This is a genomic window from Streptomyces caelestis (assembly GCF_014205255.1).
GTDB lineage: Bacteria > Actinomycetota > Actinomycetes > Streptomycetales > Streptomycetaceae > Streptomyces > Streptomyces caelestis.
On sequence record NZ_JACHNE010000001.1, the window covers coordinates 106,939 to 133,067 of the forward strand.

The 26,129-nt window shown below is 69.0% G+C and carries 30 protein-coding genes, 3 tRNA genes and 4 pseudogenes; 14 read left to right on the forward strand and 23 right to left on the reverse strand.

From position 1 onward, the window contains the following. Positions 1-140 precede the first annotated feature (140 nt). The 5 genes and pseudogenes from HDA41_RS42590 to HDA41_RS00560 form a co-directional block, all read right to left on the reverse strand. A pseudogene (locus tag HDA41_RS42590) lies at positions 141-494 on the reverse strand (DUF5753 domain-containing protein); the annotation flags it as partial. Further along, on the reverse strand, positions 397-975 hold the full coding sequence (locus HDA41_RS42595; protein WP_376706758.1) for a helix-turn-helix domain-containing protein: 579 nt from the start codon (positions 973-975) through the stop codon (positions 397-399). The pseudogene HDA41_RS42590 and the gene HDA41_RS42595, both read right to left, overlap by 98 nt. An 84-nt stretch (positions 976-1,059) precedes the next feature. After that, positions 1,060-1,153: transfer RNA gene (locus HDA41_RS00550), tRNA-OTHER, on the reverse strand. Between the two features lie 30 nt (positions 1,154-1,183). Continuing rightward, positions 1,184-1,277 (reverse strand) — tRNA-OTHER (locus tag HDA41_RS00555). Positions 1,278-1,307: 30 nt separating this feature from the next. Next, positions 1,308-1,401: transfer RNA gene (locus HDA41_RS00560), tRNA-OTHER, on the reverse strand. A 181-nt stretch (positions 1,402-1,582) separates the two neighbouring features. On the opposite strand from HDA41_RS00560, the gene HDA41_RS00565 reads away from it, so the two are divergent. The 7 genes and pseudogenes from HDA41_RS00565 to HDA41_RS00590 all read left to right on the forward strand — a co-directional run bounded on the left by HDA41_RS00565 (position 1,583) and on the right by HDA41_RS00590 (position 7,909). Next, on the forward strand, positions 1,583-2,572 hold the full coding sequence (locus tag HDA41_RS00565; RefSeq protein ID WP_184993008.1) for a DUF2156 domain-containing protein: 990 nt from the start codon (positions 1,583-1,585) through the stop codon (positions 2,570-2,572). A gap of 49 nt (positions 2,573-2,621) precedes the next feature. Continuing rightward, positions 2,622-2,783, forward strand: a complete 162-nt coding sequence (locus HDA41_RS00570) for a hypothetical protein (RefSeq protein ID WP_184994159.1) — start codon at positions 2,622-2,624, stop codon at positions 2,781-2,783. A gap of 240 nt (positions 2,784-3,023) precedes the next feature. Continuing rightward, positions 3,024-4,139, forward strand: coding sequence for an acyl-CoA desaturase (locus HDA41_RS00575; RefSeq protein ID WP_184979642.1), 1,116 nt, complete (start codon positions 3,024-3,026; stop codon positions 4,137-4,139). A 317-nt stretch (positions 4,140-4,456) separates the two neighbouring features. Continuing rightward, a complete protein-coding gene (locus HDA41_RS00580; RefSeq protein ID WP_184979644.1) occupies positions 4,457-4,960 on the forward strand; it encodes a GNAT family N-acetyltransferase in 504 nt (167 codons plus the stop codon). Between the two features lie 247 nt (positions 4,961-5,207). Beyond that, a pseudogene (locus HDA41_RS40810) lies at positions 5,208-5,434 on the forward strand (transposase); the annotation flags it as partial. A 77-nt stretch (positions 5,435-5,511) separates the two neighbouring features. After that, positions 5,512-5,763: a hypothetical protein gene (locus HDA41_RS00585; protein WP_184979646.1), complete on the forward strand. Its 252-nt coding sequence runs from the start codon at positions 5,512-5,514 to the stop codon at positions 5,761-5,763. A gap of 493 nt (positions 5,764-6,256) precedes the next feature. Then, the gene (locus HDA41_RS00590; RefSeq protein WP_184979648.1) at positions 6,257-7,909 is read left to right on the forward strand and encodes a sensor domain-containing diguanylate cyclase; all 1,653 of its coding nucleotides are present in this window, start codon (positions 6,257-6,259) and stop codon (positions 7,907-7,909) included. A 308-nt stretch (positions 7,910-8,217) separates the two neighbouring features. Here HDA41_RS00590 and HDA41_RS00595 read toward each other — a convergent pair whose 3' ends face one another. After that, positions 8,218-8,718: a hypothetical protein gene (locus HDA41_RS00595; protein WP_184979650.1), complete on the reverse strand. Its 501-nt coding sequence runs from the start codon at positions 8,716-8,718 to the stop codon at positions 8,218-8,220. Continuing rightward, positions 8,697-8,864 (reverse strand): DUF6233 domain-containing protein, encoded by a 168-nt coding sequence (locus tag HDA41_RS42600; RefSeq protein ID WP_376706846.1) that lies wholly within the window; start codon positions 8,862-8,864, stop codon positions 8,697-8,699. The genes HDA41_RS00595 and HDA41_RS42600 overlap by 22 nt, the downstream gene beginning before the upstream one ends. A 133-nt stretch (positions 8,865-8,997) precedes the next feature. Here HDA41_RS42600 and HDA41_RS00600 point away from each other — a divergent pair, with 133 nt between their 5' ends. Beyond that, on the forward strand, positions 8,998-10,089 hold the full coding sequence (locus HDA41_RS00600) for a serine hydrolase (RefSeq protein WP_376706759.1): 1,092 nt from the start codon (positions 8,998-9,000) through the stop codon (positions 10,087-10,089). 544 nt (positions 10,090-10,633) lie between these two features. On the opposite strand, the gene HDA41_RS00605 is transcribed toward HDA41_RS00600, so the two are convergent. From HDA41_RS00605 to HDA41_RS00615, 3 genes and pseudogenes are all read right to left on the reverse strand, one after another. Next, entirely contained in the window at positions 10,634-11,227 is a 594-nt protein-coding gene (locus tag HDA41_RS00605) for an isochorismatase family protein (RefSeq protein ID WP_311772196.1), read from the reverse strand. 242 nt (positions 11,228-11,469) lie between these two features. Beyond that, positions 11,470-12,120 (reverse strand): annotated as a pseudogene (locus tag HDA41_RS00610) (HNH endonuclease family protein). A gap of 51 nt (positions 12,121-12,171) precedes the next feature. Beyond that, a complete protein-coding gene (locus HDA41_RS00615; protein WP_184994161.1) occupies positions 12,172-12,342 on the reverse strand; it encodes a hypothetical protein in 171 nt (56 codons plus the stop codon). Between the two features lie 290 nt (positions 12,343-12,632). Here HDA41_RS00615 and HDA41_RS00620 point away from each other — a divergent pair, with 290 nt between their 5' ends. Further along, positions 12,633-12,791 (forward strand): hypothetical protein, encoded by a 159-nt coding sequence (locus HDA41_RS00620; RefSeq protein WP_184979654.1) that lies wholly within the window; start codon positions 12,633-12,635, stop codon positions 12,789-12,791. A gap of 60 nt (positions 12,792-12,851) precedes the next feature. On the opposite strand, the gene HDA41_RS00625 is transcribed toward HDA41_RS00620, so the two are convergent. Then, complete coding sequence (locus HDA41_RS00625; RefSeq protein WP_230299788.1) at positions 12,852-14,147, reverse strand: glycosyltransferase; 1,296 nt, start codon at positions 14,145-14,147, stop codon at positions 12,852-12,854. 308 nt (positions 14,148-14,455) lie between these two features. On the opposite strand from HDA41_RS00625, the gene HDA41_RS00630 reads away from it, so the two are divergent. The 3 genes from HDA41_RS00630 to HDA41_RS00640 all read left to right on the forward strand — a co-directional run bounded on the left by HDA41_RS00630 (position 14,456) and on the right by HDA41_RS00640 (position 16,458). Then, positions 14,456-14,737: a hypothetical protein gene (locus HDA41_RS00630; protein ID WP_184979656.1), complete on the forward strand. Its 282-nt coding sequence runs from the start codon at positions 14,456-14,458 to the stop codon at positions 14,735-14,737. Between the two features lie 458 nt (positions 14,738-15,195). Continuing rightward, positions 15,196-15,840: a CBS domain-containing protein gene (locus tag HDA41_RS00635; protein ID WP_184979658.1), complete on the forward strand. Its 645-nt coding sequence runs from the start codon at positions 15,196-15,198 to the stop codon at positions 15,838-15,840. Positions 15,841-16,239: 399 nt separating this feature from the next. Next, complete coding sequence (locus tag HDA41_RS00640) at positions 16,240-16,458, forward strand: DUF5133 domain-containing protein (protein ID WP_230299789.1); 219 nt, start codon at positions 16,240-16,242, stop codon at positions 16,456-16,458. Positions 16,459-16,801: 343 nt separating this feature from the next. Here the strand turns inward: HDA41_RS00640 and HDA41_RS00645 are convergent, their stop codons facing one another. From HDA41_RS00645 to HDA41_RS00665, 5 genes are all read right to left on the reverse strand, one after another. Continuing rightward, entirely contained in the window at positions 16,802-17,314 is a 513-nt protein-coding gene (locus tag HDA41_RS00645) for an NUDIX hydrolase (protein WP_221511713.1), read from the reverse strand. A 98-nt stretch (positions 17,315-17,412) separates the two neighbouring features. Then, on the reverse strand, positions 17,413-17,904 hold the full coding sequence (locus HDA41_RS00650) for an excalibur calcium-binding domain-containing protein (protein ID WP_184993013.1): 492 nt from the start codon (positions 17,902-17,904) through the stop codon (positions 17,413-17,415). A 277-nt stretch (positions 17,905-18,181) separates the two neighbouring features. Further along, positions 18,182-19,015: an NAD(P)H-binding protein gene (locus HDA41_RS00655; protein ID WP_184993015.1), complete on the reverse strand. Its 834-nt coding sequence runs from the start codon at positions 19,013-19,015 to the stop codon at positions 18,182-18,184. 456 nt (positions 19,016-19,471) lie between these two features. After that, the gene (locus HDA41_RS40815) at positions 19,472-19,633 is read right to left on the reverse strand and encodes a hypothetical protein (protein ID WP_230299791.1); all 162 of its coding nucleotides are present in this window, start codon (positions 19,631-19,633) and stop codon (positions 19,472-19,474) included. A 486-nt stretch (positions 19,634-20,119) separates the two neighbouring features. Then, complete coding sequence (locus HDA41_RS00665) at positions 20,120-20,929, reverse strand: alpha/beta fold hydrolase (RefSeq protein WP_184979664.1); 810 nt, start codon at positions 20,927-20,929, stop codon at positions 20,120-20,122. 72 nt (positions 20,930-21,001) lie between these two features. Here HDA41_RS00665 and HDA41_RS00670 point away from each other — a divergent pair, with 72 nt between their 5' ends. Further along, positions 21,002-21,355, forward strand: a complete 354-nt coding sequence (locus tag HDA41_RS00670; protein ID WP_184979666.1) for a MerR family transcriptional regulator — start codon at positions 21,002-21,004, stop codon at positions 21,353-21,355. 249 nt (positions 21,356-21,604) lie between these two features. On the opposite strand, the gene HDA41_RS42605 is transcribed toward HDA41_RS00670, so the two are convergent. The 5 genes from HDA41_RS42605 to HDA41_RS00690 all read right to left on the reverse strand — a co-directional run bounded on the left by HDA41_RS42605 (position 21,605) and on the right by HDA41_RS00690 (position 23,864). After that, positions 21,605-21,748: a DUF6207 family protein gene (locus HDA41_RS42605; protein WP_358981632.1), complete on the reverse strand. Its 144-nt coding sequence runs from the start codon at positions 21,746-21,748 to the stop codon at positions 21,605-21,607. Next, complete coding sequence (locus HDA41_RS40820; RefSeq protein ID WP_260423309.1) at positions 21,745-21,861, reverse strand: DUF6207 family protein; 117 nt, start codon at positions 21,859-21,861, stop codon at positions 21,745-21,747. Before HDA41_RS40820 ends, HDA41_RS42605 begins: the two co-directional genes overlap by 4 nt. Positions 21,862-21,869: 8 nt before the next feature. After that, positions 21,870-22,178, reverse strand: coding sequence for a hypothetical protein (locus HDA41_RS00680; RefSeq protein WP_184979668.1), 309 nt, complete (start codon positions 22,176-22,178; stop codon positions 21,870-21,872). 12 nt (positions 22,179-22,190) lie between these two features. Further along, positions 22,191-23,036, reverse strand: coding sequence for an RNA polymerase sigma factor SigF (locus HDA41_RS00685; protein ID WP_184979670.1), 846 nt, complete (start codon positions 23,034-23,036; stop codon positions 22,191-22,193). Positions 23,037-23,417: 381 nt separating this feature from the next. Continuing rightward, positions 23,418-23,864 (reverse strand): ATP-binding protein, encoded by a 447-nt coding sequence (locus HDA41_RS00690; RefSeq protein ID WP_184979672.1) that lies wholly within the window; start codon positions 23,862-23,864, stop codon positions 23,418-23,420. A gap of 214 nt (positions 23,865-24,078) precedes the next feature. Here HDA41_RS00690 and HDA41_RS00695 point away from each other — a divergent pair, with 214 nt between their 5' ends. Beyond that, a complete protein-coding gene (locus HDA41_RS00695) occupies positions 24,079-24,441 on the forward strand; it encodes an STAS domain-containing protein (RefSeq protein WP_184979674.1) in 363 nt (120 codons plus the stop codon). A gap of 153 nt (positions 24,442-24,594) precedes the next feature. Here HDA41_RS00695 and HDA41_RS00700 read toward each other — a convergent pair. Both HDA41_RS00700 and HDA41_RS00705 read right to left on the reverse strand, forming a co-directional pair. Continuing rightward, positions 24,595-24,708 (reverse strand): annotated as a pseudogene (locus HDA41_RS00700) (ANTAR domain-containing protein); the annotation flags it as partial. 359 nt (positions 24,709-25,067) lie between these two features. Further along, on the reverse strand, positions 25,068-25,937 hold the full coding sequence (locus HDA41_RS00705; protein ID WP_184979676.1) for an alpha/beta fold hydrolase: 870 nt from the start codon (positions 25,935-25,937) through the stop codon (positions 25,068-25,070). Positions 25,938-26,129 lie beyond the last annotated feature (192 nt).

Consider the following 26,129-nt stretch of genomic DNA (forward strand, 5'->3'; position numbering starts at 1 on the left):
AATGAAGTCCCTGGAGCGTGGGGGCATGAGGGCCAGATGCTCCAGGCGTTCGAAGATGCGCCGGTACTTGTCGAGTTGGCCCTGGCGTCCCGTAGGACGATGCCGTGTGACTGGTCGAGCTGAACCGTGTCGAGCTGTGGCACCGGCCCCCCATGCACGTAGGAGATGGGCTGGCCCGAGCCCGGATATCCGTCGGCTTCGAACGGGATGGCGAGGAACGTGGTGTGCTCGCGATCGCCCATGGCCAACAGGTGTTCCGGCTGTCGCTTGGCCGTGAGCCGCCCGCCGACCCTCATGCGCAGGGCGGCCTCGTGGCTGACCGCCCGATAGGAGGCCGGGGCGTCGCGGTACACGACTGCCTGCCGCTTGATGCGGAAGGACAGTCGGTGCTCGACCTCAGGAGGGGGTTCCGGCAGCACCTGCTGGAAGACGGCCCCAGCGTGGTCGGTGGTCTGCAGGAGTCCCGGCAGCCCGGATGTGTGGGCCGTGCGCAGCGCCCGGCCCGTGGTGTTCGAGTTCGGCCAGGTCGAGGAGCTCGCTGGACAGGATGTCGCGGTACGCCTCCCACCAACCGCGCTTGCGCTCGCCCGTCACTGCGGCCAGGGCGTCGACCAGGTCGTGGTCGGGGCATTCGTAGTGGCAGGCCGGTGTGCGTACGCACTCGGCGCTGACGCCGTAGCGGCCCGCCTCGATGTTGCTCATACGGGCCTGGTTGCCACCCAGGAGTTTCGCCGCCTTCGTGGCGGTGAGGCCGGCGCGCTCGCGCAGCCTGCGCAGTTCTGTGCCGAGCCGTTGACGACGGAGTTCCGTTGCACGAAGGGGACTTGGGCAGGTCACCTCCGCAACAGAACTTCGTTGCGTGCGGTCGCGCATCCATCCAGCATCGTCACACTGCCGTGACCTGCACGCTCTCAAGGTCGCTACGACGTTGCCATCGCCCTGAGGCCCGGCTCGGGCCGGCGTGCCCGCACACATGATTCGCCCTGGCAGACCTGCTCAGCAGGCCTGCCAGGGCGGGTCACACGACCAGGGAGCGGGGCCCCCTGGAGACCAAAAGCGCGGAGAGGGCAGGATTCGAACCTGCGCGGGCCCATTGAACCCGACCTTCGAGCCGTAGCTCAGGCCCCCGATAAACCACTCCGGGCACCTCTCCAAAACCACCCGATTACGCGGGCTGATTTCGCGGAGAGGGCAGGATTCGAACCTGCGCGGGCCCATTGAACCCGACCTTCGAGCCGTAGCTCAGGCCCCCGATAAACCACTCCGGGCACCTCTCCAAGACCACCCGATTACGCGGGCTGGCTTCGCGGAGAGGGCAGGATTCGAACCTGCGCGGGCCCATTGAACCCGACCTTCGAGCCGTAGCTCAGGCCCCCGATAAACCACTCCGGGCACCTCTCCAAGACCACCCGGTGTCGACCCGGCTGTTCCTGAGAACAACAATGACAGATGCCTCTGATACGGACCTGACACGGAGCTGACGTGTCTCCGACATCCCACGAGAACCCCCTTTCGGTGCCGAGCGGTCCGATGCTCTAATTCCATGGGCCCAGCCCCACCGAGAGGGAGCGCGAACGTGTCCATGATTGAAACGGACAGCCCGATATTCCGGGCCGTCCAGAAGCACAGCCAGGCCGAAAATCCCAGTTCATTTCTCGCGCTGAACGAGGGCAACGAAACATTCAGCGTCCCTGAGATCGACGGGGTGATCTTCTACCGGCGGGCGGGCCGATACGCCGTTCAGTTCGGCGGCCCCTTTGTCGAGAAGGCGTCGTACGACGCACTCCTCGAGCGCTTCGTCGCGTACGTTCACGACGAAGGCCTCAGCCTCGTCGGCGTACAGCTCCAGCGTGACGACGCCGAGGCCTACGCCCGCCAGGGCTTCACGGTCAATCAGATCGGGGCTTCCTGGGCGGTGCGCATACCGGACCTCACACTGCGGGGCACCCGGTTCATGCAGTTGCGCAACAAGGTCTCCCGAGCGCACCGCAACGGCCTGAAGATCCAGGAGGCCCAGGCGTCGGATTGGCAGGACGGCCTGGCGAGGATCGACCGTGCGTGGCTCGGGGCGAAGGGCGAAGGCGCCCGCCCCCTGGAGTTCCTGGTGGGCCAGATCGGCGGCACGATGCAGGCCCACCGCCGACTCTTCGTCGGGACCATCGACGATGCACCGGTCGCGTACATCTCCTACTCGCCCGTGTACGGCTCGCGCGCCGGCTGGATGCACGACCTGAGCCGGCGCATCCCGGAGGGCTCTCCCGGGCTGATGGAGGCGATCAACGCCCACGCGCTCGAGGTGTTCCGAGGTGAGGGGGTGGAGTGGCTGCACTTCGGCTTCACGCCCTTCACGGGTCTGGACGCGGGCCACGAGGTTCCCGGTCACAGTCCGGCGTTCCAGTGGCTGATGCGCTTCCTGTGGGCCGAGGGCTCCGCTCTCTACCCCGCGCAGACACAGCTGGCCTACAAGCAGAAGTGGGCTGCCGACGTCCTCATCCCCGAGTACGTCGCCTTCGAGAATCAGGCCTCGCTTGCAGGCTTCGCCCATATCTTCCGCGCCAGCAACGCCCTATGAGCATCCGTAGAAGCACTTTTCCCCGCATGTGGCCCACGAAAGGAAGACCGTGTCCTACGCATCTCTCAGCACCGACCAGCTTCGACAGTCGATGGTCGAGCACCTCATGCAGATCATGGGATGCCCCGACGACGAGACGCTGGCGCGCGACGCCGACTCCCTCCTGCTGACCCTGGACCACCGGCTGGCCCATGAAGCGGCAGCGGCCTGACTCGCGCTGCCCCACCCCAGTCAGCCGGGTATCAGACCCGCATCAGCGCGGTAGGCGAGGCTGGTGGCGCACTGGCTCGGAACCAGGCGCAACGCACCGCACTGCCATGGCACAAGTGCGGGCAAGGTCACGAAGCCACCTTGTGGCTCCTGCCTCTCACCCTGCGCAGCCACCTGATCGTGGGACGGCTGCCGTGCCACCGCCTTACCACCGGGTACATCAGCCCAAGGAGTGCACCGTATGTCATCGCCGCACGTCCCTTCCCAGAACGGCGTGGTCGAGTCGCTCGACGCACACCGCGCGACTCCGGCTCCACAGACCGCAGGAGCCTCCGCAACGTTCTCCGAGCTTCTGAAGCGAGTGAAGGCCGAGGGCTTGCTGGACTTCGACCCGCGCTACTACACAGGCCGTCTGGCACTCAACACCCTGCTCCTGGCCGCCGGTTTCACGGCGTTCTTCCTGCTCGGCGACTCCTGGTGGCAGCTGGTTGTGGCCGCGTGGCTGGGCCTGTGCGGGACGCAGAGCGCCTACATGTTCCACGACGCCGGCCACAAGGCGATGTTCCGCGACAAGCGGGTCGCCACGGCCGTGGGCTACATCCACGCCAACCTGATCAACGGGTCGAGTTATGGATGGTGGGTCAACCACCACAACCGGCACCACAGCAACCCGAACCATCTGGACATGGACCCCGACATCGGACGCCGCACCGCGATCTTCGATCTCAAGCAGTACGCCAGCCGCCGGGGAGTCAAGCGTTTCATCGTCCGGTACCAGAGCGTCCTGTTCTTCGTCCTGCTGGTCTTCGAGTCCCTCAAGATGAACAAGACCGCCATCAAGGTGATCTCCCAGGGACAGACCAAGCGCCCGGTACTCGAGGCTTCGCTCATCGTGCTGCGTGCGGCGATCTACCTGACGCTGGCCTTCACCGTGCTCTCCCCGCTGCTCGCCGTCGTCTTCATCGTCGTCCAGCAGTTCGTCCAGGGCCTCTACTTCGGCATGATCTTCGCCCCGAACCACAAGGGCATGGAGATCCGCGACGGCGAGGAGGAGACCTTGGACTGGCTGGAGCGCCAGGTGCTCACCTCGCGCAACATCCGCCCTTCTCGGATCATCGACTTCATGTACGGCGGTCTCAACTACCAGGTCGAGCACCACCTCTTTCCCTCGATGGCGCAGAAGAACCTGCCCCGTGCCCGGGAGTTGACCCGCGAGTACTGCGCGGAGCGAGGCGTTCCCTATCACGAGGTGGGCTTCTGGGCCTCGTACCGCGAGGTGGCCGGCTTCCTCCACGAGGTGAGCGCACCCGTGCGCCGGGGCGAGGTCGAGCAGACGCTGGAGCGGCGCGCCGCCTGACACGCGCCGCCGAGCTCTGACCTCCCGACAGCCCCCACAGCGGACAGACCGGTCGGCGACCGCGGCCCGAGCCGTGCGGTCGCCGACCTGCGTCGTCACGACGCGGCGAAGAAGAAGCGAAAGCCCAGACGAGGAGTTGTCCCCCGATGCTTGAGAGGTCCTAAGAAGCCGTTGCCATACCGATCATGGAGTCTGTCGATCGAACAGGAGTCTCGATCGGGTGATCGCGGGCCCTGACCGGCATGAGAGCAGGGCCTGGCGGTATGCGGGGAAAATCCAGGGGAGCGGACGGCCACGCGCTGCTACGGTCGGGCGCCATGAGCTGGCTTCCCGATGACTTCGCCCACCCCGTCCTGGTACCGCTGCCGGGCGGTGGTCATCACCTGCGGCCGATCCGGGAGGCGGACACCCCGCTCGACTATCCGGCTGTGATGGGTTCGCGCGAGCGGCTGTGGACCATCTTCGGCCCGGCCTGGGGCTGGCCCGCGGCCACCATGACCTACGAGGCCGACCAGGCCGACCTGTTGCGGCACGAGAAGGAGATCGCCGCACACCAGTCCTTCAACTACGCGCTGTTCGACGCGGCGGAGACAGCTCTGCTCGGCTGTGTCTACATCGACCCACCGGAGAGGGCCGGCGCGGACGGCGAGATCTCCTGGTGGGTGGTGGACGAGCTGGTGGGCAGCAAGGTCGAGCAGGCCCTCGATGCGCTGGTGCCGCAGTGGATCGCCGCCGACTGGCCGTTCGAGCAGCCGCGCTTCCTCGGCCGCGAGATCTCCTGGTCGGACTGGCTCGCCCTGCCGGAGCATCCCGACACGTAAGTGGTTGTTGCCCGTACCGATCTCGAAGGCTGTCGATCGAACGGGAGTCTCGATCGGGTGAGTGCGGCGGTTTCCGCGCGTGAAAGCAGGGCCTCCTGGTAGCTCGGGGGTTCGATCCCATTCCGAGTGGTTCCAGGAGGCCCTGTTGTCTTTGTTGGACGTGCCCGAGCACGTTGACTTCAACTCGCCCGCCGTGTCGTGCGATTGCCTCGCGCACGTGTACGGCAACGCGGCCGACCATCCGGACCTGGTGCGCCGGTATCCGTCGGACATGACGGACGCGGAGTGGGCGGCCGTCCGGCCGTTGCTGCCGGTGCCGGCCTGGTTCCAGGGGCGGGGTGGACGGCCCGAGGGCTACTGCCACCGGCAGCTGTTGGACGCGATCCGCTACCTGGTCGCGGGCGGATCTCATGGCGGGCGATGCCCGCGGACTTCCCCGCATGGGCCCGGGTCTACGCCTTCTTCCGCCGCTGGCGGCTGGGCCTTGACGCGACGTCGGCGAAGGTCGGGGGACTGCGGTCGAAAACCCGGCGCGGGTAGACGTCGACGCCGTGGCAGAGCCCACCACCACCGGTACGACGCGTTCCCGGTACGTGACCCCGCAGAGTGACGACCCCACCCCGGACCTCCACCGCGACGGTGCTCGCGCCCGGGCCGAGGATGTGCCCCAGGACGTCGTGTTCGGCCTCGCCGCGGATCTCGGCGTCGGAGCGGATGAAGGCGTCGAGCAGATCGCTCCACGCTCGGATCGGACCGTCATCGTGCAGCAGAAACAGGGCAACTGGCGGGGTGTCAGCCTCTAGGGGATCGTCCATTTTTCAGGTGAACTTACCGCTTTCCATAGAGATAGGCGCTAGACATCCTCCTACCCTTTTCTCCGACTCGAGCAGTACAAGCACGGTGTGCCGCCCTCTTTGGGCTCGATGACCGTCGGGGGTTCGCATGAGGCTGGGACAAGCCGGTTGGTGGGGCTCGTTGCACGCCGTTCGTATGGGGTGGTCATCGGCGGCATGCGAGTGGGGCAGGACTCTGCGGCTGGCATCCGTGCTTGCCGCCGCAATGAGCGCGAGCGCGACGGCGGTGCTGTTCATCCCAGTCGGCGTAGGAGTGCCGGCTGCGCATGGCCTGGCCGCCCTGTCCCTCCTTGGGCGTGCCAGGACGGCCGCCGGAAGGGTGCGTCTTCGCCTCGCACTCTTCGCGGGTTCCGTGGCAGCGGGTGGCCTTCACCACCTCGCGGTCAGTCAGCTCCCTTCCTTTCAAGGGGAGCTCGCTGGTGGCGTCCACTTCGTCCTCCAGTTGCTGGCGGTCACCGGAATCGTCCTGTGTCTGGTGGTGGCGATCGCCGGATTGGTCGTCGCGGTGGCGGACGGCGGCACGACGCTGATCTGGCTGCGGCGAGTCCTGGACGGATGGATGATCGCCGGCTCCCTGCTCACACTGGGCTGGGTGCTGCTGCTGCATCGCGCCGACCAAAGCGGCGATGCCTTCGGGTCCTTGCATAATCTGGCACGCGTGGTCACGGACATCCTGGTCTTTGGACTTCTGGTGGCACTGCGCTACTCCCTGAAGCGTCCTGAGCGCACCGCGACAACGGTGGGCGTCCTGGGCATCGTCGTGTTGTCCGCAAGCGACATGCTGCGCATCCTCATGCCGGCCCCCGGCACCTGGCACGGCATTCCCGGCGCGGCGGCCTGCTCGATCACTGGCCTGCTCCTCATCGCCGTGGCCCCATGGCTGGCCGGAGGCACCAGCGTCGTGGACGTCGACCAGCGCATCATGCCCGTCGTCGGGGTCGTGGCCGCTTTCGTGCCCGTGGCCATCTGCGTCCTGGCCTTGACCGCTCACACCATGGTCGGCGGCCGCACCAACCTGGTCCCGTTGGTCCTGGCAGGTTCGCTGCTTATCGCGCTCGGCATCCGGCAGGGCATCATCCACGCCGACCACCTGCACATCACCCGCGAAGCCACCACCCGGGAAGCGCTCTACCGCACCTTGGTCGACGGCACTCGCGACGTGATCACCATCGTCACCCTGGACGGATGCGTACGCTACGTCAGTCCTGCCGCCCACCACGTCTTCGGTTACCGGCCTGAGGACCTGCTGGGTGCCCGTCTGCCCCTGTACTGCCACCCCGACGACCTGACGGCGCTGATGCAAGCAGTCGAGACGCTGCGGCAGGAAGCCGCAGCAGGCATCCGCGGTCCGGGCCGCCGCGTGTCCTGCCGGGTCCGCCACGCCGACGGGCGTTGGCGCCACGTCGAATCGACCGTCAGCCACCACACCGAGGGAATGATCTTCAGCAGTCGCGATGTGACCGACCGGGTCGCCCAGCAGGAGCAACTCGAGCACCTGGCCTTCCACGACGCGCTCACCGGACTGCCCAACCGGGCCCTGTTCGCCGACCGCGTCGCGCATGCTCTGCGGAAGCGGATCACTCACACAGCCCCGCCCGCAGTGCTCTTCATGGACCTGGACGGATTCAAGGCTGTCAACGACTCGGCCGGACACGCGGTGGGCGACGTTCTCCTGATCCACGCCGCTCGTCGGCTCCAGGCATCCGTACGGGCTGAAGACACCGTAGCCCGCCTCGGCGGTGACGAGTTCGCCGCCCTCCTGGAAGGAGAGGCCGGGACACACCCCTCACGTGCCAAAGACGTCGCCGAGAGAATTCTGTCTGCCCTGACACAGCCCTACGAGATCGCAGGCAAAGAGGCACTCGTCTCAGCCTCCATCGGCATGACAGTAGCCCTCCCGGGCGTCACACCAGACGAACTCCTCCGCCAAGCCGATGAAGCCATGTACGAGGCGAAGAGAGCAGGCAAAGGCCGCATCCGCATGCACATCCCCCAGTCCCGCCAAACCCGCCACAGTCCGTCACCCGAGGCCCGTCAGACGGCCATGCCCCTCGAGGCGTCAGACGAACCGGCTGCGCACGGGCTGGGACAGTGACCCCGTCCTGCCGGTACCCAAAGCCGTGATCCGAGCCTGATCGGCCATCAGGGATTGTCATGGCCGTGAGCCAGAGCTTCGAGGCGCCGGGAGGCTGTCGGCAAGCGAGCATCGCCGCGATCATGCTCGCCGACGACCTGAACGAGGACGCTTCCGGCTGGCGGGCAAGCGGGGGTCTCGGGCTCTGCGGCGCGGGCCCGGCCGTGGGCGTGCATGGCCGGTCTCCCGGCCCTCGAACAGCTTGAGTCCCACCAGCTGCCCTCGGATCCGAGGGCAGCCAGAGGGCGACCGGGTTCACAAACACGCAGTCATGGTGCGTGTTCCATGTGCTCCTCCAGTTCGACGGCGAGTGCCGGGTCGGGTCGAGGGACCAGGCCGTAGTCCTCGTCGGTGTCCGCTGCAAGGCGGCATACGGCGTCAGCGATCTTGAAGTGACCGAGGGCCCAGCTGAGCACGCCTCCGGCTCCACGAGCCGGATTGTCCGCCCACTCGCCGGGCCGAAGCGGGGCGAACGCGGTGATCGTGCCGGTCACGGCGCGCAGTGGGAGCAGCTTCCGGTGAGCGGGGTGCGGGGCGGTGTCACTGGGCGGGTACAGGTCGCTTCCTATGTGGTGGTGGAGGGTGAGCGCCTGGCGGTACCAGAAGCGGGCCATGCCGTCCTCGCTGTACCGCGTGTGGTGCAGAGAGAGGCAGTAGGCGGCGGTGACGACGCCGGCGCCTGCGGCGAACTGCCGCCCGAACCAGGCGCCTTCGGAGCGGTCGGACAGATAGAGCAGGCAGGCGAACTTCAGGGCTCCAGGCGGGCGCATTCGTCCATCGCGTCGGTGATCCGGCTCGCGCCGCGGCTGCGTTTGCCTGCGTTCCAGCAGTCGCCGACGTGGACGTGGACCGGTGTGCTGTCTCGGGTGAGGCCGCGCTCGATCAGCCGGTCCGGGGCCGACGGCCGGGCGTCGATGCCGCGCTGCTACTCCGCCTGGTGGCGTGGCCACACGCGACCACACGCCGCCCGCCCGGCTGCACCCTGTCACCTGCCCAGCGGACGGTCATCCGAGGTTCTCGAGACGCGGGCACCGGCGACTCAGGAGTCTTTGCACTACGAGGTGGCGGCTGCCTCGGGATTCGACACGCCCGTCCTGGTGTCAATCACCACCACCACATCCGATTTGTCATATTTTCCGATTACTACCGTCTCTCTTCACAGGAATACCGAGGCCTGCCCCGCCATGCCCGACAGACAGAACCGGACGCCCACGGCGCGCGGCCTCCGCGCGCACACGCTGCGAGCCTGCGCCGCCACCGCAGCCATGGCGTCGCTCGCCGCCTGTTCCGCCACCGGCACGCCCTACGAGGCGCAGGCGCCCTTGGCGCGGGCGGGTAAGCCGGCCCCCGGGCCGGCGGCACCGCACGAAGACCGCGGCGCGACTCTTGCCAGAGCGCTCGGGACAGTCCTGCCGCGCGGCAACACGCGGCTGGCAGTGGCGGTGTTCGACCAGGACAGCGGCAGCCAGGAGATCGCGTCTTACGGGCAAGACGCGACGTTCGCCACGGCGAGCATCATCAAGGTGAACATCCTGGCGGCCCTGCTGCTTCAGTCGCAGGACGAGCACCGCGAGCTGACAGCCGCGGAGCGTCGGAATGCCGAGGCGATGATCCGGACAAGCGACAACGAGGCGGCGAACGTGCTGTGGCGGGCGATCGGCGAGGCGGAAGGCCTCGCCGCGGCGAACGAACGGCTGGGGCTTTCCTCGACACGGGGCGGCCCCGGCCTCAGGTGGGGGCTCACCCAGACCACTGCGAGGGACCAGGTCAAGCTGTTGCGCGCGGTCTTCTCCCGAGGGCCGGTGGCCTCCGCCCGCTCGCCGGAAACGCTGAGCCAGGCGTCCCGTTCCTACATCCGCGACCTGATGGGCCAGGTCGCGCAGGGCCAGGACTGGGGGGTGTCCGCGGCCGGCCCCCAGGGCTCCCGATGGGCCCTCAAGAACGGCTGGGTGCAGCGGAGCGCAACCGGCCTGTGGGTCATCAACAGCATCGGTCAGGTCACGGTGCACGGGCGCCGGTACTTGGTTTCGGTCCTCAGCAGCGGCAACGCGTCGATGCAGAGCGGGATCTCGCTGGTCGAACGGGCGGCCAGAGCCGCGGTTGGCGCGGCCAGCGCACACGTCCACCCCTGGCCGCAGTAAGCAGTCCGACGACCCGGGGCGCTACCGCATGCCTGGCGTGCCCACGCTCCGTCCGGGACACTGTCTCCGCTGGCCGGCGAAAGCCCGCGCAGCCGACATGCCGTCATGGTGCGGCAGCCTGCCGCAGCCATGGTGGCCGATGCTGTGGCCGAGTTGCAGGACCTGCTTGTCCGCAATCCGTGACCGCGGCAGCTCGATCCGCCACAACTCCGGCCGCACCGCCCGCGCGTACAAGAAGCGCAACCACAGCGGCCGGCACGTGTGCGTCACCCTCAGCGGCGGCTCCACCCACGACCTGCGCGGCTACAACCTCAACGACCAGACCTGCCCCCTGAAAATCGACCGCAAGGACTGCGGCTGGCCCTCCCCCACTCACTGCCGGCAAACGCCCGATTCCTACACAGCAGTCAGCCCCGCCCGGCGGGCGGGCACCGGGCGGGGAAGGCTCGGTGTCCAGCGCGGCCAGGTGCGCCCTGTCACTGACTCTTGGCGGCAGGGCGCGCCACGAGTCCGCTCTGGTCCCGCGCCGGGCTCGGTGCCGGGACTACTGCGGCGGGGGTGCCTCGCCGGACACGGCGATACCTGCCTGGTGGAAGTCGTCCACGGCCGCGGCCGTCGTGTCCGGGGCGACTCCGACCGAGTAGTCCAGGCGTACCCGTGCGCGGAAGCCGGCCTTCACGGCGTCCAGCGCGGTGGCACGCACGCAGTGATCCGTGGCGATGCCCACCACGTCGACGTCCTCGACCCCGCGGGCGCGCAGCCAGTCCGCGAGGGGGGTTCCTTCTTCGTCGGCTCCTTCGAAGCCGCTCTTGGAGGCGCTGTGCGCGCCCTTGAAGAAGACGGCGTCGACTTTTCCGCCCGTGACGGCGGGGGCGAAGTGAGGGTGGAACTCGCTGCCCTCGTCTCCGACGACGCAGTGGACGGGGAAGCTGTCCTTGAAGTCCGGGTTCTGGGAGAAGTGACCTCCCGGGTCGATGTGGTGGTCGCGGGTGGCGACGACGTACTGGTAGTCACGGCCCGCGGTCTGCTCCACCAGATCGGCGATCCTGGCCGCGATCCGCGCACCACCCGGGACGGGAATACTGCCTCCTTCACAGAAGTCGTTCTGCACATCCACGACGATCAACCCTCGGCTCACCATGACCACCCTTCATCACGACGGAACACCCCCGCGTTCTACCCGCCCCGCACGCCCCCGGGGGACATAGGCGGCTGGGCTCACCCGTACGGCTCAGGGTCTTCACCGCAGGAGCGATTCACACCCGCCGAAGGCCATGCCCTGCACGGGCCGCTGCTCCCTGTCTGGTGTCACCGCACCAGCGACGCGGCGGCGCCGGCCAGTGGCCCCGCCGCCCGGAGGCGGCGGGGCGAGCAGGTCGGTTACGCGACCGGCTCGTACGTCACGGTCTGGTCCGGACATCCGGCCGCTACCTCGCGCAGAGCCGCCGCCACGGCTTCATCGGCCGCAAGGCACCAGCGGAGCTTCGCCGCGACCCACTCGGCGACGTACCGGCAGTGCACGTCGGCGGCAGCCACCGGGCAGGATCCTGGACTGCCGCGGACCGGTTCGAGCGGGCGGTGACCGCGACCAGGCTGACGGCGGCACCCTGGTCGTTGGCGTACGCCTCGCGGCGCTGCGCCGTCCACGTCGACGCACCGCTGTCCCAGCCTTCCGCGCAGGCACCATGTGGTCGATGTCCAGACCGGAGGCTGCGTCACCCACACCTGGTCGTAGTACGACCGCCAGCGACCGCCCCTCAGACGACAGTCAGCGCCGACAGTCGAGGGTTCGACGGCCTCGGAGTTCAGGACCTCGGCGCGGGCATTGCAGCCGTCGGACAGGGGGGCGCCGGCGTTCCAGTGGCGGCAGGCGTCCCGGTCGTAGCCTTCCCCGGACTCCGTCCGCAGGGGCAGGTGGACGATGCTTCGGCCAAGGGAGCGTCTGTGCCGCGTGGATGGGCGGTGCGAGGGTTGAGGGGCAGGCCAGCGAGGGAGGCGGCGGGCCAGGCCGCACAGTACGGTTCTGAGCATGAGTTGCAGGGCCAATGCCTCCCGGATGAGGCCCCTCACGGCTGCACTTCGTCAGCTGGGCTGGTCTCCGATGTAGCGCCGGATACCGCCGCAGGAGTTGACGTGCCACACATTGCCGTCGGCGCCCACGCCGATGTCCGACGCTCCCCCGAGGATGCCGATCCAGGGGTTGGTGTCGGGGCCGGTGTAGCGGTAGATCACGCTGCCCTCTCGTTCCCTCACGGCGCTTCCGCAGCCCCACTCAGGCCGGGCCGCACCCCGACTGTCGGCGGCTGTGCGCGGCGGTCCCGCACGGCGCGCAGCAGGAGCGAGCGTGCCCCGATCCCCCGGCCGCGGCCGCGCCCGCCTATCCAGCCCCCTCTCCTGCACTCACTGCCGGGGACATGGGCGACAGCGGCCACAACGGGGATGCCATCCGACCGCCACAAGGCCGTCATCCCCGACGCGCTGCTGTACTGCCGACGCGGCGACAGGACCTCCTGCGGGCGTTCATGGAAGTCGACCGGGCCACCGTGGGCCCTGAAGTAAGCACCCGCTACACCGCCAACGGCAAGTGCATCCGGACCGGACAATCCCTGACCGCCCCGGACACGCGTAGGGAACCACCGACGGACCCCCTGGAGCTGATCTTCGTGAAACCGGCGGACGTCGACGGCGACCTGGACGCCTGACGCTCGTGGACCTTGGTCTGGACGAGGACCAGTGGAGACGCGCGTCCAAGGGCGGGGGGATCAGGCCGTGGCGGCGCGCTCGATCAGATCCGCGGCCGTACGCAGCCCGTCGCGCGCCCGAATCGTCTCACCGGCCTCGGTGAGCGTGCGCCGCAGGGTCATATCACTGAGCAACCGGCCGATTGCGCCGTGGAGTTGGGCGTCGGTGAAGCGGTACGGGTCGAGCCGGACGCCGTAACCCAGTTCGGCCATGCGCTGGGCGTTGTCGTACTGGTCCCAGAACAGCGGCAGCACGATCATGGGCTTGCCGAAGTGTAGAGCCTCCGTGATCGTGTTGTTGCCGCCGTGCGTGATGACGAGGTCGACCAGCGGCAGGATCCGGGTCTGCGGCAGGAACTCCGTGCCCCACATGTTCGGCGGGAGCTCGATCTCGTCGTGCAGCGGGCCTTTGGAGACGATGTAGCGGTGTGGGGTGCGGGCGAGCGAGGCGATGACTCGGCGCATGAGGTCCACGTCGGCCGAGCCGAGCGAGCCGAGGCTGAAGTAGATCAGCGCGCCGCCGTCGGCCAGGCCGGGCGGCAGCGTGAACTTCTCCTCCGTCTCGCGGACCGAGGAGTCCAGCCGATGCCAGGTGGGGCCCAGCGGACGAGCGTCCGTGTAGTCGGCCGACTCGGGATAGGTGTACAGGTTCAGATCGCCCTCGTGGACGAACTCCAGGTCGGGCAGGGGACGCGCGCCCTGCTCGGTCACCCAGGTACTGAAGTCGCTCCACAGGGCCCGGTGCGTGCGGTCGTACTCGGCGCGGAACTCGTCCCACCCGCTTTGGTCCCCGGCCGGATACCCGGAGAACGGCGGCGGAACGCGCTCGCCCTTCATCTCCAGCGGGTTGCAGGAGACGACCCGTACGAAGGGAACGCCCGCCGTGGTCAGCGCCGGGAAGCAGACGACGTTGTCCTCGACGATCACATCCGGCCGGACCCGGTCGATGATCTCCTTCATCTGCGGCTCGCAGTACCGGGCGCCGGAGACCAGCTCCTCCCATACCGGCTTTATCCAGGTGCCCAGCTGCTCGATGGTCGGCTTGCGGAACTCCGGCGCGGTGTCCCGTATGAAGTCTTTCCAGAACTGGCCCGCGTCCTGGGGCTGTTCGGGCGGCGGGGCCAGATTGACCAGCTCCTCCTCGAAGCCGAGCGGCGCGAGGCGGCCCTTCCAGGACGCCTCCGCGGCGAACACCACTCGGTGCCCGCGGCGGCGCAGGACATCCCCGATCCCCACGCAGTTGTTCGTCGGCCCGTACGCGCTCTCCGGTGCGAAGAGGATGGTCAGAGGCCGTAACGGTCTTCCGGTTGGTGACAAGCCCAACTCCTTTACTGGCAAGGGCGGTTGTGAAGTCTCGCACCGGGTTCGAACGCCGGGCAAGACCGCCGGAACCGCCACCCTTCTCCCCTCACGACAGGACTGCGGGCAAGACTCCTACGGGCAGGATCCATCCCCGGCAGCGGGCCCGTCCAGCAGCGGCGGAAGCAGTCCCGAGCAGTTCACCAGGTCATAGGAGCACTCCAAGCCGCTCTGCTGCATCCGGGTGGACTGTCACGCCGGCCGCAACCAGCTCCCCCTCACACGAAGTCTCCCTCCACAACCAAAGCGTTGAGAGGAGCCTGTCCATGGCCCACACCACCACCCCTACGCCTGACCGGCTGTCCTGGGCACACGATGACTTCCTGCTGCCGCCGCCCAACCCCGCCCAGCGCCTCAACCTCACCCTCCCCGCGCGGGATGTGCACCGCCTGGAACTCCACGCGGCACTGACCACCGCCGGCGTCGCCCCCATGCCCGGCGACCGCGAGGCCATCGACCACCTCAGCACCCTGCCCGACCACGTCCACACCGCACTGCACCGCTGGCTCACCCACACCACCCGACAACCAGCCCCCACAAACAGCTGACGAAGATCCTCACCGCCTGACGGCCTGAACGCCAACCGTGTCGGCGTCCGCGATCCGTTGCGCGAACGAGTGCCGGAGGGCGTAGGGGAAGATCTTCGCCCCGCGCCGCTTGCGCCCCAGGCGCTGCGCCGCCCGTTCCGCGGCCCGCACCGTTCGTCCTCCGCGTCGGCCTGCGCGGCCTGGCGGCGGTGGAGGGCATCACCGTCGGGATGGTCGAGCGGGGCAGCCAGCATCTGCTCACCCTCGCGTCCCAGGCGCCGCCCATCACGGCCACCGCCTCGCGCCCGCCCTCCCCGCCAGGCCGAACCTCACTGGCCGCCGGAGCTGCCCGGTGCTGTCATGGGTAGGGGAACCTGCGTGGACGAGCCGGCAGGCTCCGTGGAGGCCGGCGCCCGCGCGTGGTCCGCCCGGGCGGTCCGACCGCGCCCGCCCCGTCGTAAGCGGAGGAGGCCGATGCCATGCTGCGCCGCCGCACGGTCGGTGACGTGATGACCGAGGAGGTCGTCACCCTCCGCCCCGACACACCGTTCCAGGAGGTCGCTGCCCTGCTGGACGCGAACGACATCGTCGCGGCCCCCGTCGTCGACGATGACGGCATCCCCGTCGGCGTCGTGTCCGCATCCGACGTGCTGCGGCACGAGACCGGCATGCCCGACCCGCAGGGGCAGGACGGGGACGACGAGCACGCCTGGGGCAAGGCCCGGGCCCGGACCGCGGGCACGCTCATGAGCAGCCCCGTCTTCACCGCCCGCGCCGACTGGACAATCCCCCGGGCCGCTCGGGAACTCCGTCGACAACACGTCAAGCAGCTGCCGGTCGTCGACGACAACGGGTTCCTCACCGGCATCGTCACCCGCAGCGACCTGCTCGACGCCTTCATCCGCTCCGACGACGAGATCCGCGGTGAGATCGAGCAGGACGTCCTGGGGCGCATCCTCGGCCTGGACGAGGGCACCGTCGTGGTGGAGGTCCGGGACGGGGCCGTCACCCTGCGGGGACACCTCCCGGAACCGCGTCTCGTCCCAGTGGTCGTCGGCCTCTGCCAGGGCGTCGACGGTGTCGTCGCCGTGGACGCCCACCTCGCCGCCGCCCGAGCGGGCTGAAAGTTCTGCCCGGGGAGGCCCGACCACCAGGTGCAGTCGAGCAGATCCCGGCACGAGACCGGCCCCTCGCCCGGCGCAGTCGACGGGGTGACGTCGGCGATTTTTGGCACGGTAGCGCTGGTGACCACAGGTCGGCGGCCCCGGGGCCTATCGAGCCGTGACGTCCCGGGGTCGCCGCGCACCGGCCGGTCAACCGGCTGACGGGACGGCCCGAGCCGGCGCCGGGGAGGCAGGCTGCGGACCGCCGACACGCGGCACGACGGTCACTGGTCACGGTCACAGCCCGGGCAGCGACACGGACCCAGGGTGCCAGAAGGTGCGGCAGGCGCCGACGGCTGCAACCGTATGGGTGAGGGGGCTGCTCCACACGAGCTACGCCGGAAGGAGCCAGCCATGATCATGGCGCACCCTTCGCTCCTGCGGGAGCTGGTCGAACGATGCGAAACGCTCAGGCGACGCCTGGCCTCCGACAACAGCCCTGAGACCGACCGCCAGCTCACGGACGCGACCTACACACTGTGTGTGATCACCGGCACCCGCCAGCTGGACACGGCACTGTTCGTCGCCCGTCGACAACTGGCCGAGGTCAGCAGACGACAGCAGCCCCTCCGCCACTGACATGCCGCCTCTCGGCGAAACATGTCGTGGACGGGACGGCTGGCGGCGGCCTGATGCGCGGCACGGTCCCATGCGAGGCAAGAAGCGAGGACCGGTAACCGCCGGACCCTGGCCTGCGTCGATCGCCCGGTCAGTAGCCTTTGACGAAGTCGATCACGTACCACTTTGCGGTGGCTGCGTTGTCCATCGGTGGGGTTGGTGGGTGTGCCCAGTGTGCGGTTGCCCTGGAGGGTGACGCGGAGGTGGTCGCCCAGCGCGCGTGGGTGGCGAGGGTGGGGGCGCGGGTAAGTGCGGGGCAGTGCGAGGGACGCCAGGACGACCGCCACCAGGCGACGCGGCCCGGTCACTGGGGCACTCCTTCCTGCAGACATACGACGGTTCCGGTGAGGGCGGCCGTGTGCAGGGCGGTGAGGGCCGGGAGTGGGATGGTCAGCGGGGTGGATCCCAGGTCGGCGAGGGCGAACAGGCCGTCCTGGTCGTGCTCGCTGCTGCGCCTGACGGTCTGTCCGGGGGCGAGACGGCCGCCGTGGAAGTAGAAGTCGATCACCGGGCCCGTGCCCTTCACGTCGGCCCGGTGGTCGTACCCGACGAACCGGAGCGTGCTATCGAGCACGATGCCGGTCTCCTCGCACATCTCCCGGCGCGCGGCACCGACAGGATTCTCGCCGTGGTCGAGCATGCCGCCCGGCAGCCCCCAGAGCCCGGCACCGGGCTGGTCCCCCGCATAGCGCAACAGCAGGATCCGGTCCTCGGAGTCGAGCAGCAGGACGCACGACGCGACGATGGTCTGCGGCAGCGTCTTGACCCACTCGTCACGCGGCAGCCCGGGCTTTACGTCGGTGGCCGGTACGGTCATGTCCACGGTGGTGTTCCTTCCGTCGTCCGGGCAGCCCGGTACGAGCTGCTCAAACAATGGAACGGCCGGACACGCCGATGGTCACCGGCAGACCCGGGTCAGGTGTCGCAGGCGACCCCGTCGTTGTCACGGTCCAGGTGGGACGCGTAGCCGGGTTCACCACGGCGGATGGGCGCGGCACCGGCGGCACGGACGGCGGAGCAGTTGGCGTAGTAGACGTCTTCCGAGCCGCCCGAGCCGCTGTCGTCGGAGCCGCCACCCGCGGCCGGTTGTGCGGTGACCGTGGTGGTGGCTCTGACGGTCTTGGTGGCGGTGACCGTGGGAGCGGGTTCCGGCTCCTGCGCGAGCGGTGTCGCGGTGGCGGTGGTCGTCGCGGTGACGGTGGCCGTCGGCTGGGGCTTGGCGGCTGCGGGCTTCGCGTCGTCCGTCGTCTCACCACCCGCGCCGATGCCCACGCCGACGAACAGGGCCAGGCCGAGCGCAGGCAGCAGGTAGCGCTTCCGGGCCCAGCGGGGCGCCGGGCGTGCGGGTTGCGGTGCGGGCGGCACGGGATACGGGTTGGCGTGTGGGTCGGCGTACGGATTGGTCATGGTCATCCCCCCAGTGGTGGTACGTCCGGGGATGACCGTAGGTCCGGGAGGCAAAGGATGAGGCAGAAGTGGCCATTCCGTGATGGACATGTGAAGGCAGAGGGTGGGGGTGCGAGCCCAGTCGAAATCAGGACAGACAGCGTCTCACCTGCCCCCCGCGCCCGCGGGGAGCCCGGGACAGAGGCCGCCAAGGCCGGCCGCTCTCTGCCCCGCTGCCTGCCCCGACGGCCAGCCGTCCTGCTGTCGGGCACGATGAACATGCTCAGGGTCGGGCGGCTCAGCGGAATGCGGTGGCATTCTCCGCAGCCCATTGCTGGAACGTCCTGGCCGGGACACCGGTGATCTGGGGAACCGTGTCACGCACCATGAGCAGCTCGTCGTTGACGTCGCCACCCGTCAGATCGAGCACCGCGTCAGCGGCTTCGTCGCCCAGGAGGATGGCCATCTGACGATGGGCTTCCTGCCGGCTGATCTCGGCGAACGGCACTTTCCGCCCCAGCGCTGCCGCGATGGCCCCGACCTGCTGCCGGGCCGTGACCCTCGCCGGGCCAGTCAGCGCATACGTCCGCTCTTGGTGGCCGGGCTCGGTCAGTGCCACCCGAGCCACCGACGCGATGTCCGCAGGGTGGATCGTGGGGAGACCGATGTCCGCATAGGGCACGCGGACCGTTTCATGCTCGCGGATCGCTCCCGCCCACCACAGGGCATTCGAGGCGAACTGCGTGGGCCGCAGGATCGTCCACGTCATGCCGCTGTCCTTGAGCAGCTGCTCGACAGTCAGGTTCTCGTCGGCAGGGCCCAGGTGCGGATGGGTCTGGACGGTAATGGACGAGACCAGCACCACATGTTCTACGCCTGCCCGCCGCGCCGCCTCGATGATGTCGGCGTCCGAACCCATGCGTGACACAAGAAACAGCGATCGGGCCCCCTCCAACACGGGCTTCAGTGAGGCTGTCTCAGCGAAGTCACCCGCAACGGCTTCGACCCCTTCCGGGAACGCGGCCCGTGCAAGGTCACGGGTGAGCCCCCTCAAGGGTCCGGCGCCGAACGCCTGGAGCTCTCGCAAGAGGGCACTTCCTATATTTCCGGTGGCTCCGGTCACCAGGATCACGACGTCTTCTCCTGTCATCAGGTGATGATCAACATGCCGTGACGTTAGGACCTCAACCAAGCTTTGGGTCAAGAAGGAGCGGCAGGTGTCGCGAGCTGGGCACGTTCATCCGCGTACTTCTCCGGGATCTTCCACGGATAACGCCCCCTCATCTGTGCATCTACGGCGAGGAGGAAGCGGTGCTCGCCCTCGTACAACTGCTGTCAGCTTTCGGAGTCGGCTGCACTGATATCCGAAGTCACCTGCACGCAAGCGTGAGTTGACGGAGCAGTCATTTCGGCATGGCGTCGTTGCCCTCCCGCGTGCAGGGCTTCCAGGAGCTTGGCCGGAGGCGGCGTCCGAAGGTTCCCGTTCGCTGGGGCGTTCGATGGTGACGGCGCTCGCGGCGCGTGCACCCGTCGGCGCGGCAGCACAGCCGGCCCCGGGACGATCGGCACCGTTCGTGATCGAGGACACCTACTGGCGCGCCAGTCTGTGGCGGTCAGCCCAGGCGTTGATCGCCGCGGCCAGCTCCTCGGGACGGTCCTCCGAGGAGTGATGGCCGGCGAGGCCGTGGCGGGAGACCTCCAGGCCCGCGATGTTCTCCTCGCACCAGGCCACGGCTCCTTGGTCGGTCATCGCGCCCGGGCCCGGCTCGAACGCGGCGCAGCTTGGGGACTTCGGGGCTGGCAGCCAGCCGGGCGTCGTAGTGCTCGACGCGGGCCACGACGTCGGCGGGCTCGGCGTCCAGCGGCATCATGCGCGTCCACGCCAGCACCGGGCGGCGGCTCTGCGGGGTCGGGAAGGGGCGGCGGTAGACCTCCAGGTCGGCAGGGTCGAGCGACCGCACCCACCACGACGAAGAGGCGCTTGCGTGGCCAGCCTGCAGTCCAGCTGGTGAACGGAGCCGCTGACAGCCCGACGGTGAAGGCGTACACGGTGACCAGCAGTCCCACCCGTGATCTCGCGGCTTCCAGATCGTCACTGATCAAGGTCGGCAGGCCGACCGGCAGCATCTCGGTGGTGCGACGACGAACGTCGTGGTCGCGAGCACAGCCAAGCCGGCCCGGCGCCGGGCCAAAGAGGCCACAGGCGGACCGGCCTGGTCCGTGCCGGGTGGAGCGGTCACGCCGTCGTTGAGGGAAGAGTGCCGAGGAACTCGCGGACGTGGTGAAGCCACGTCGCGCGGTCCGCCTCGTTCAGGATGTGGGCCGCGCCGGGCAGTTCGATCAGCTTGGCGCCCGGGATGCCCGCCGCCAGGCGGTACGAGCTCTCGGGCAGCACGAGCCGGTCGCCGGTAGGCGCTACCACCAGGGTGGGCGCGGACACAATCCCCAGGTCTGACCGGACGTCCACGCGGGATACCAGGTCGAAGTGGTCCAGCATGCCCGGCGGCATCCCGGCCAGGGTCTGGGCTACCGGTGCGTCGAGGTCAGCGGGCTCGATGTCCGCCAGGTCCGTCGGCGACAGGCACGAGAGGTAAGCGAGCCGTGCCACGTCATCCCACTGGTCCGCGTCCGCCAAAGACTTGATAAGCCGGGCGGCCAGAGCCAGCACGGGGTCCGCGACCGGGAAGCCGGCGGTGAGGACGAGCGCCCGGACCCGATCGGGATACCGGGCGGCGATCCGCACGGCCACGGCGCTGCCGAGTGACTCCCCGAGCACGGCGAACGACTCCTGGCCTGCCGCGACGGCTGCGGCGACCAGTTGGTCGGCGAGGTCGTCCAGGTCCAGGGGTTCGGGGTCCACGGGGGAGCCTCCGGCTCCCGGATAGTGCGGGCCGACGAGGGTGTGGTCGCGGGCGAGGTCGTCGAGGACGAGACCGAAGTTGCCTTCTATGCCGCCGCCGGCGCCGTGGGCAAGCAGCAGGGCGGGGCCACTGCCCTTCACGATGACGTCGAGGTCAGGGGTGGGAAGTGAGTGATCGGTGTTCATGCAGCCGACGCTAAACTCCGACATCGGTGTCAGAGTCAAGTCGCGAGGTGCGTACGGGGAGGAGCGAGCCGCATGCGTATGAAGGAGATGGTCCGGCGCACGGGGGTCCATGAGCGGCTGCTGCGTTACTACGAGCAGCAAGGGCTGCTGGCGCCGGAGCGGTTGCCGAGCGGCTATCGCGTCTACTGCGAGTCGGACGTTGAGACGGTGCGTCGCATCCGCAGTCTGCTGGCGGCGGGCCTCTCGACCCCTCTGATCGCTCAGGTTCTGCCCTGCATCCGTGCAGACGACGGCCGCCTCGTGCCCACCTGCCCGGATCTGGTCGCCCAGCTGCGGCAGGAGAGCGAGCGGATCACCCGCGCCATCGAGGAGTTGCAGGCCTCCCGCACGATGCTCGACACCGTCATCACCGCCGCGCCCTTCTAGAGCGCTGGGAGACCGAGATCGCTTCGACCGATCGTTGCCGAGGCACGTTGACCGGGAGCCCCAGAGCATCGACCGCGGCGGCGTCATCGCCGACGTTGCCCTGCTCTGGAACTCGGCCCCCGTCGAAGGCCATGTCAACCGGATCAAGATGCTCAAGGCGCGCCTTCACGAAGGCCGGCGACTCCTGCACGCTCGCCGTCGGCGATGTCGTGGCGGAGGTCGTGGCGGGCACGGCCTGGCACGCGGTCGTCATTGTGGTGCGGCCGCGCTCACCGGTGCCAGGGGCTCGTCCGGCGCGGCCGGGCTGATCGGCTGGCGCAGGTTCAGGTGGCAGCGCAGCCGCAAGCCGGGCTCGCCTGCATCCCGCGTCGGGTGCGGGGCGGGGGTTGTCACCCACCGGTCGGCGAGCAGCTGCTGGAAGGCGAGGCGGTTTCGTCGTCAGCGGCCGCGACGACGACGACGAACCGGCCGGCCTCGCTCACGTGCGTCACGTTGATCGGGTGCATGTACGGCACTACGCCGTGCGGCCCTGGGGGCCCCGCTGCGGCGGTGTCTTCACCCGGCCGAGTGCGGGGGCAGGGCTGTCTCCGCCCGAGTCGCAGCGGGCCGGGTAGCCGACGCGCGGTTCGTACAGCGCATGCAGGACGACGCGTGGGCGGTGGAGGCCGACGTCGACTTCGCCCCCGATGCCTCCGGCCGGTGACGCCGGCCGCGCGCCGTGCCCGCCCACGGCGGCGTAGAGCGGCCCCGGCCGAGGCGCAAGACCGGCGGGCGCGCCCCGATCCCCGGCAGCGTCCGCGCCACCCATCCTGTCCTCGCTCATGGGCGACAGGTATCAGCGGATGGTCAGCATGCCTTCACGAAGTCGGGCAAGGGTGCGGGACAGGAGCCGGGAGACGTGCATCTGGGAGACGCCCAGGCGTTCGCCGATCTGCGCCTGGGTGAGTTCCTCGACGAACCGCATGTGGATGATCTGCCGGTCGCGCTCGTCGAGTTCTGCGATCAGCGGGGCGAGGGCGTGGAAGTCCTCCACCAGCTCCAGGTCCGTGTCCTGGGTGCCGATGAAGTCCTGCAGCGCGGCTTCGCCGTCCTCGCTGCCGTTGATCGTGGCGTCCAGGGAGGCGGAGTTGTAGCCGTTGGCGGCCAGGCGGACCTCGCGGACCTCGTCCTCGGGCAGGCTCATCAGCTCGGACAGTTCCTTGACCGTCGGGGTACGGCCCAGTCGGCTGCGTAGTTCTTCGGTGGCTCGGGCCAGCTGGACGCGGGCTTCCTGCAGCCGTCGCGGGACGTGCACGGCCCAGGTGGTGTCGCGGAAGAACCGCTTGATCTCACCGACGATGTAGGGGATGGCGAAGGAGGTGAACTCCACCTCCCGGGACAGCTCGAAGCGGTCGATCGCCTTGATCAGCCCGATCATGCCGACCTGGACGATGTCCTCCATCTCCTCCGGCCCGCGGCTGCGGAACCGGCCGGCCGCGAAGCGGACCAGGGACATGTTCATCTCGATCAGCGTGTTCCGCGCGTACTGGTGCTCGAGGGTGCCTTCCTCCAGGACGGCCAGCTGCTGGAAGAACAGCTTCGAAAGTTCGCGGGCGTCCTTGGGTGCCACCCGGGACGGGTCAGCAACCTCCGGCAGCTCAGCCGTTCGCGTCCGCGCTGCCGCCATGCTCATGGGCGCCATGTTGTTCCCCTCCCGAGGTCGGTCCCGCCGCCACGGCCAGCCGAAGCGGCCGACGACGCAGCGTCTACCCCCTCATCCCGCACCCACTCCTTCACCATTCCGGTCCGCCGGGCGGGTGCAGGGGAATGGTCTCGACAAGCCGCTCGGGCAGGAACCGGCACGAGCCGGACTTGGCATCCAGGGCTGCGGACCAAGGACTACGCGACTGCAAGCCGCCGTCCACGAGTTGCCGAGAACGTCGACGATCCCCCTGGCCGGCCTCGGCATCGACGTCGCCCGCGACGCCGCAGGCCGGTGGCGGCACCCCCGCACACCGACACCGCGCCCGCTCCGACCTCTCCCCCGGACCTCTCCCCCGCCGTCGACCGTCCCGTGTAGCTGCTATTGAAGGCGGCGTCCGGTGACGCCACCGCCCAGGTCGTCGGGCAGGGCGATGCGGACGGTGATGCGTTTGCCGACCGGCTCGCGCCGCACCTCGAAACCCTGCGCGACGGCCATGACAATCTCCAGGCCGTGCTGCCCGACTCTGCCCGCGTCGGCGGCCCGAGCCACCGGCAGGACCGGATCGCTGTCCCACACGGCCACTTCCACCAGGTCCCCGGCGATACGCAGCTCCATCAGCGCCGGCCCGGCAGCGTACTTGAGCGCGTTGGTGACCAGCTCACTGACCACCAGCTGCGTCAGGTCCATCGCGCGAGCCGACACCGGCAGGCCGTGCTCGGCCTGGACGCGGGCAAGGAAGTCCACCGCCCGGTGACGTGCCTCGGCGATGCCAGGGCTGTCGCCGCCCAGGGCGACGGTGTCCTGTATCGGATGGGCACCAGGCATCACGCTGCCCTCGCCATCGGGGACTGCTTCCGCCGGGTTCACCTTTGTTTCCCCCCGTTCACACACCTGCTCGTACCCCGCACTATGCCGCACATGCCCCGTGAGGACCGGGTAACGGGCCGCACAAGTGTTCGTCGTAGTATCGAGGCGGGTTACCGACGCACTATCGTGTCGGAGCCTTAGGTCCCCCATCCGCGAGACAGCCAAGGACAAGGTGACAGACACCCACGGAGCAGCCCGGCCCGGCCTGTCGATCGACCGCACCGCCGTCGACGGCATCCGGGTGCTCACCCTGCGCGGCGAGATCGACCACGATGTCAAAGATGTGCTCAGCGAGGCCCTGCTGTCCTTTGGCAGCGTGACGCCGCCGCGGACCGTGGTGGACCTCACCGGCGTGACCTTCATGGACTCCAGCGGCATCAACGTCTTCGTCGCCGTGCACAAGAGCATGAGCGACGCTCGAGGGTGGCTGCGTATGGCCGGCCCTCAGGAATCGGTACTGCGAGTCTTTCAGCTCGTCGGCCTGGACCAGGTCATCGGCTGCCATCCCACCGTCGAGCAGGCCCTGACCGCTTGACCCACGCCGTGCCCGGCGCGGCGTTCTACCCGGCCTCCGCGTCATGAGCCATCCTGCCGGCGTGAGCGCCGCCGCACGGCCGCGTCCAGTTGCCGCCCCACCGGCTCCGGCAGCGGCTGCCCCAGGGGCCAGGGGCCAGGCGATCACCGTCTCAGCCACCATGTGCAGCTTGATGTTGGTGTGCTGGGACACGCCACGCAGCACCTCGAACCCGGCCGCCGGCGTCAGCCGGTGGATCGCGATGAGGACACCGACGGCCTGGTCCACCCTCGTGTGGGAGCCGGCAGGCCTCGATGCCCGGTGCGAGAGCGACCAACATCACCTGCCGAGGCGGGAGGAGAGAAACGAAGAAGTCCAGAAGAAGTCCAGTTGAGCGCGCACAGATTGCGGTTGCACAGCTCCACTGCCGCCGATACCCCATCTGCAGGCCGCCCGCCGCCTGCTAAGCCGGCTACACACCGTCCTGTCGAGGAGAACAGGGCCTACCGTGCGGCCGGCTGTCGCGTTCCATTGGCCAACTGGGGCGCTCAGTCACAGCACGTGTGACTGAGCGCTTCGGTTGGTCGGTCAGCGTTCGAGTCGGCCAGTCGGGTGTTCCATACGAGGGCTGTGATCTTCCGGGGCCTTCAGGGGCTCTGCCAGAACCCGCACAGGGCGGTGACGAGTTCCTCGGGTGCCTCTTCGGCGATGTGGTGGCCGGAGTCGATCGGGCCTCCGGCCAGCCGGTTGCCCGCCCAGTCGCGCCAGACGCTCAGCACGTCGCCATACAGATCGGCCATGTCGTCACGGGTGGCCCACAGCACCTGCAGCGGACAGCCGATGCGTCGGCCGTCCCGTCGGTCGGTGTCGTCATGCTCCCGGTCGATACCGAGGCCGGCCCGGTAGTCCTCGCACATGGCGTGCACAGTGGCCGGGTCATGGATCGCGCGCCGGTAGTCCTCGTACGCTTCGGCGCCCATCTGCTCGGGGGTGGCCCTGTACCAGGCATCCGGGTCGGCATTGATGACGCGTTCGGCAGGCTTATCGGTCTGTCCGAGGAAGAACCAGTGCCACCAGCTTGCGGCGAACGTCGCGTCACAACGTCGCAGCGCCTCCCCGATGGGGACGGCGTCCAGCACGCTGACGGCGGACACGGCTTCCGGGTGGTCCAAGGCAAGGCGAGTGGCCACGTACGCGCCCCGGTCGTGTCCAACGACAGTGAACCGTTCGTGTCCGAGGCGGCGCATGACCGCCAGGCAGTCACCGGCCATGGCGCGCTTGGAGTAGGGGCGATGCTGCCGGTCGGTGGGCGGCTTGTCGGACTCACCGTATCCCCGCAAGTCCGGGCAGACCACCGTGTAACCGGCCGTGACCAACAGCGGGGCGACGCGGTGCCAGGTCGCATGCGTGCGGGGATGGCCGTGCAGGAGCAGCACTGCGGGGCCGCTGCCGCCGTAACGCACCCGCAGCTGCGCCCCGTCTCCCTCGCAGCGCGTCAGCTCGAAGCCGTCGAACACGTCGCCTCCTGTGCCTCGGACATCCAGCTCCCTGCCCTGAAGTCCTGGGTCCATGCGAGGGTCGTTCGATTGTCTCGCGTGGTGACCTTCGCTGCGCTCAAGTGGCTTCCCAAGAGAGAAGCCAAGCAATATGTGGGTCCTGCTGAGAGGGAGAGCCGTCATCGGTCGAACAAGACCATGAACTACACATGC

What these genes read in the sequence shown, in the direction of transcription:
- HDA41_RS00595 (WP_184979650.1), bottom strand. Translation starts at nt 8,718, where the DNA reads ATGCGCCCGCCTGGAGCCCTGAAGTTCGCCTGCCTGCTCTATCTGTCC.
- HDA41_RS00565 (WP_184993008.1), top strand. Translation starts at nt 1,583, where the DNA reads ATGATTGAAACGGACAGCCCGATATTCCGGGCCGTCCAGAAGCACAGC.
- HDA41_RS40820 (WP_260423309.1), bottom strand. Translation starts at nt 21,861, where the DNA reads ATGCACCCGATCAACGTGACGCACGTGAGCGAGGCCGGCCGGTTCGTC.
- HDA41_RS00580 (WP_184979644.1), top strand. Translation starts at nt 4,457, where the DNA reads ATGAGCTGGCTTCCCGATGACTTCGCCCACCCCGTCCTGGTACCGCTG.
- HDA41_RS42595 (WP_376706758.1), bottom strand. Translation starts at nt 975, where the DNA reads ATGTGTGCGGGCACGCCGGCCCGAGCCGGGCCTCAGGGCGATGGCAAC.
- HDA41_RS00670 (WP_184979666.1), top strand. Translation starts at nt 21,002, where the DNA reads ATGCGTATGAAGGAGATGGTCCGGCGCACGGGGGTCCATGAGCGGCTG.
- HDA41_RS00685 (WP_184979670.1), bottom strand. Translation starts at nt 23,036, where the DNA reads ATGGCGCCCATGAGCATGGCGGCAGCGCGGACGCGAACGGCTGAGCTG.
- HDA41_RS00645 (WP_221511713.1), bottom strand. Translation starts at nt 17,314, where the DNA reads ATGACCGTACCGGCCACCGACGTAAAGCCCGGGCTGCCGCGTGACGAG.
- HDA41_RS00640 (WP_230299789.1), top strand. Translation starts at nt 16,240, where the DNA reads ATGGCGCACCCTTCGCTCCTGCGGGAGCTGGTCGAACGATGCGAAACG.
- HDA41_RS40815 (WP_230299791.1), bottom strand. Translation starts at nt 19,633, where the DNA reads ATGACCGACCAAGGAGCCGTGGCCTGGTGCGAGGAGAACATCGCGGGC.
- HDA41_RS00665 (WP_184979664.1), bottom strand. Translation starts at nt 20,929, where the DNA reads ATGAACACCGATCACTCACTTCCCACCCCTGACCTCGACGTCATCGTG.
- HDA41_RS00650 (WP_184993013.1), bottom strand. Translation starts at nt 17,904, where the DNA reads ATGACCAATCCGTACGCCGACCCACACGCCAACCCGTATCCCGTGCCG.
- HDA41_RS00690 (WP_184979672.1), bottom strand. Translation starts at nt 23,864, where the DNA reads ATGCCTGGTGCCCATCCGATACAGGACACCGTCGCCCTGGGCGGCGAC.
- HDA41_RS00575 (WP_184979642.1), top strand. Translation starts at nt 3,024, where the DNA reads ATGTCATCGCCGCACGTCCCTTCCCAGAACGGCGTGGTCGAGTCGCTC.
- HDA41_RS00630 (WP_184979656.1), top strand. Translation starts at nt 14,456, where the DNA reads ATGGCCCACACCACCACCCCTACGCCTGACCGGCTGTCCTGGGCACAC.
- HDA41_RS00680 (WP_184979668.1), bottom strand. Translation starts at nt 22,178, where the DNA reads ATGAGCGAGGACAGGATGGGTGGCGCGGACGCTGCCGGGGATCGGGGC.
- HDA41_RS00635 (WP_184979658.1), top strand. Translation starts at nt 15,196, where the DNA reads ATGCTGCGCCGCCGCACGGTCGGTGACGTGATGACCGAGGAGGTCGTC.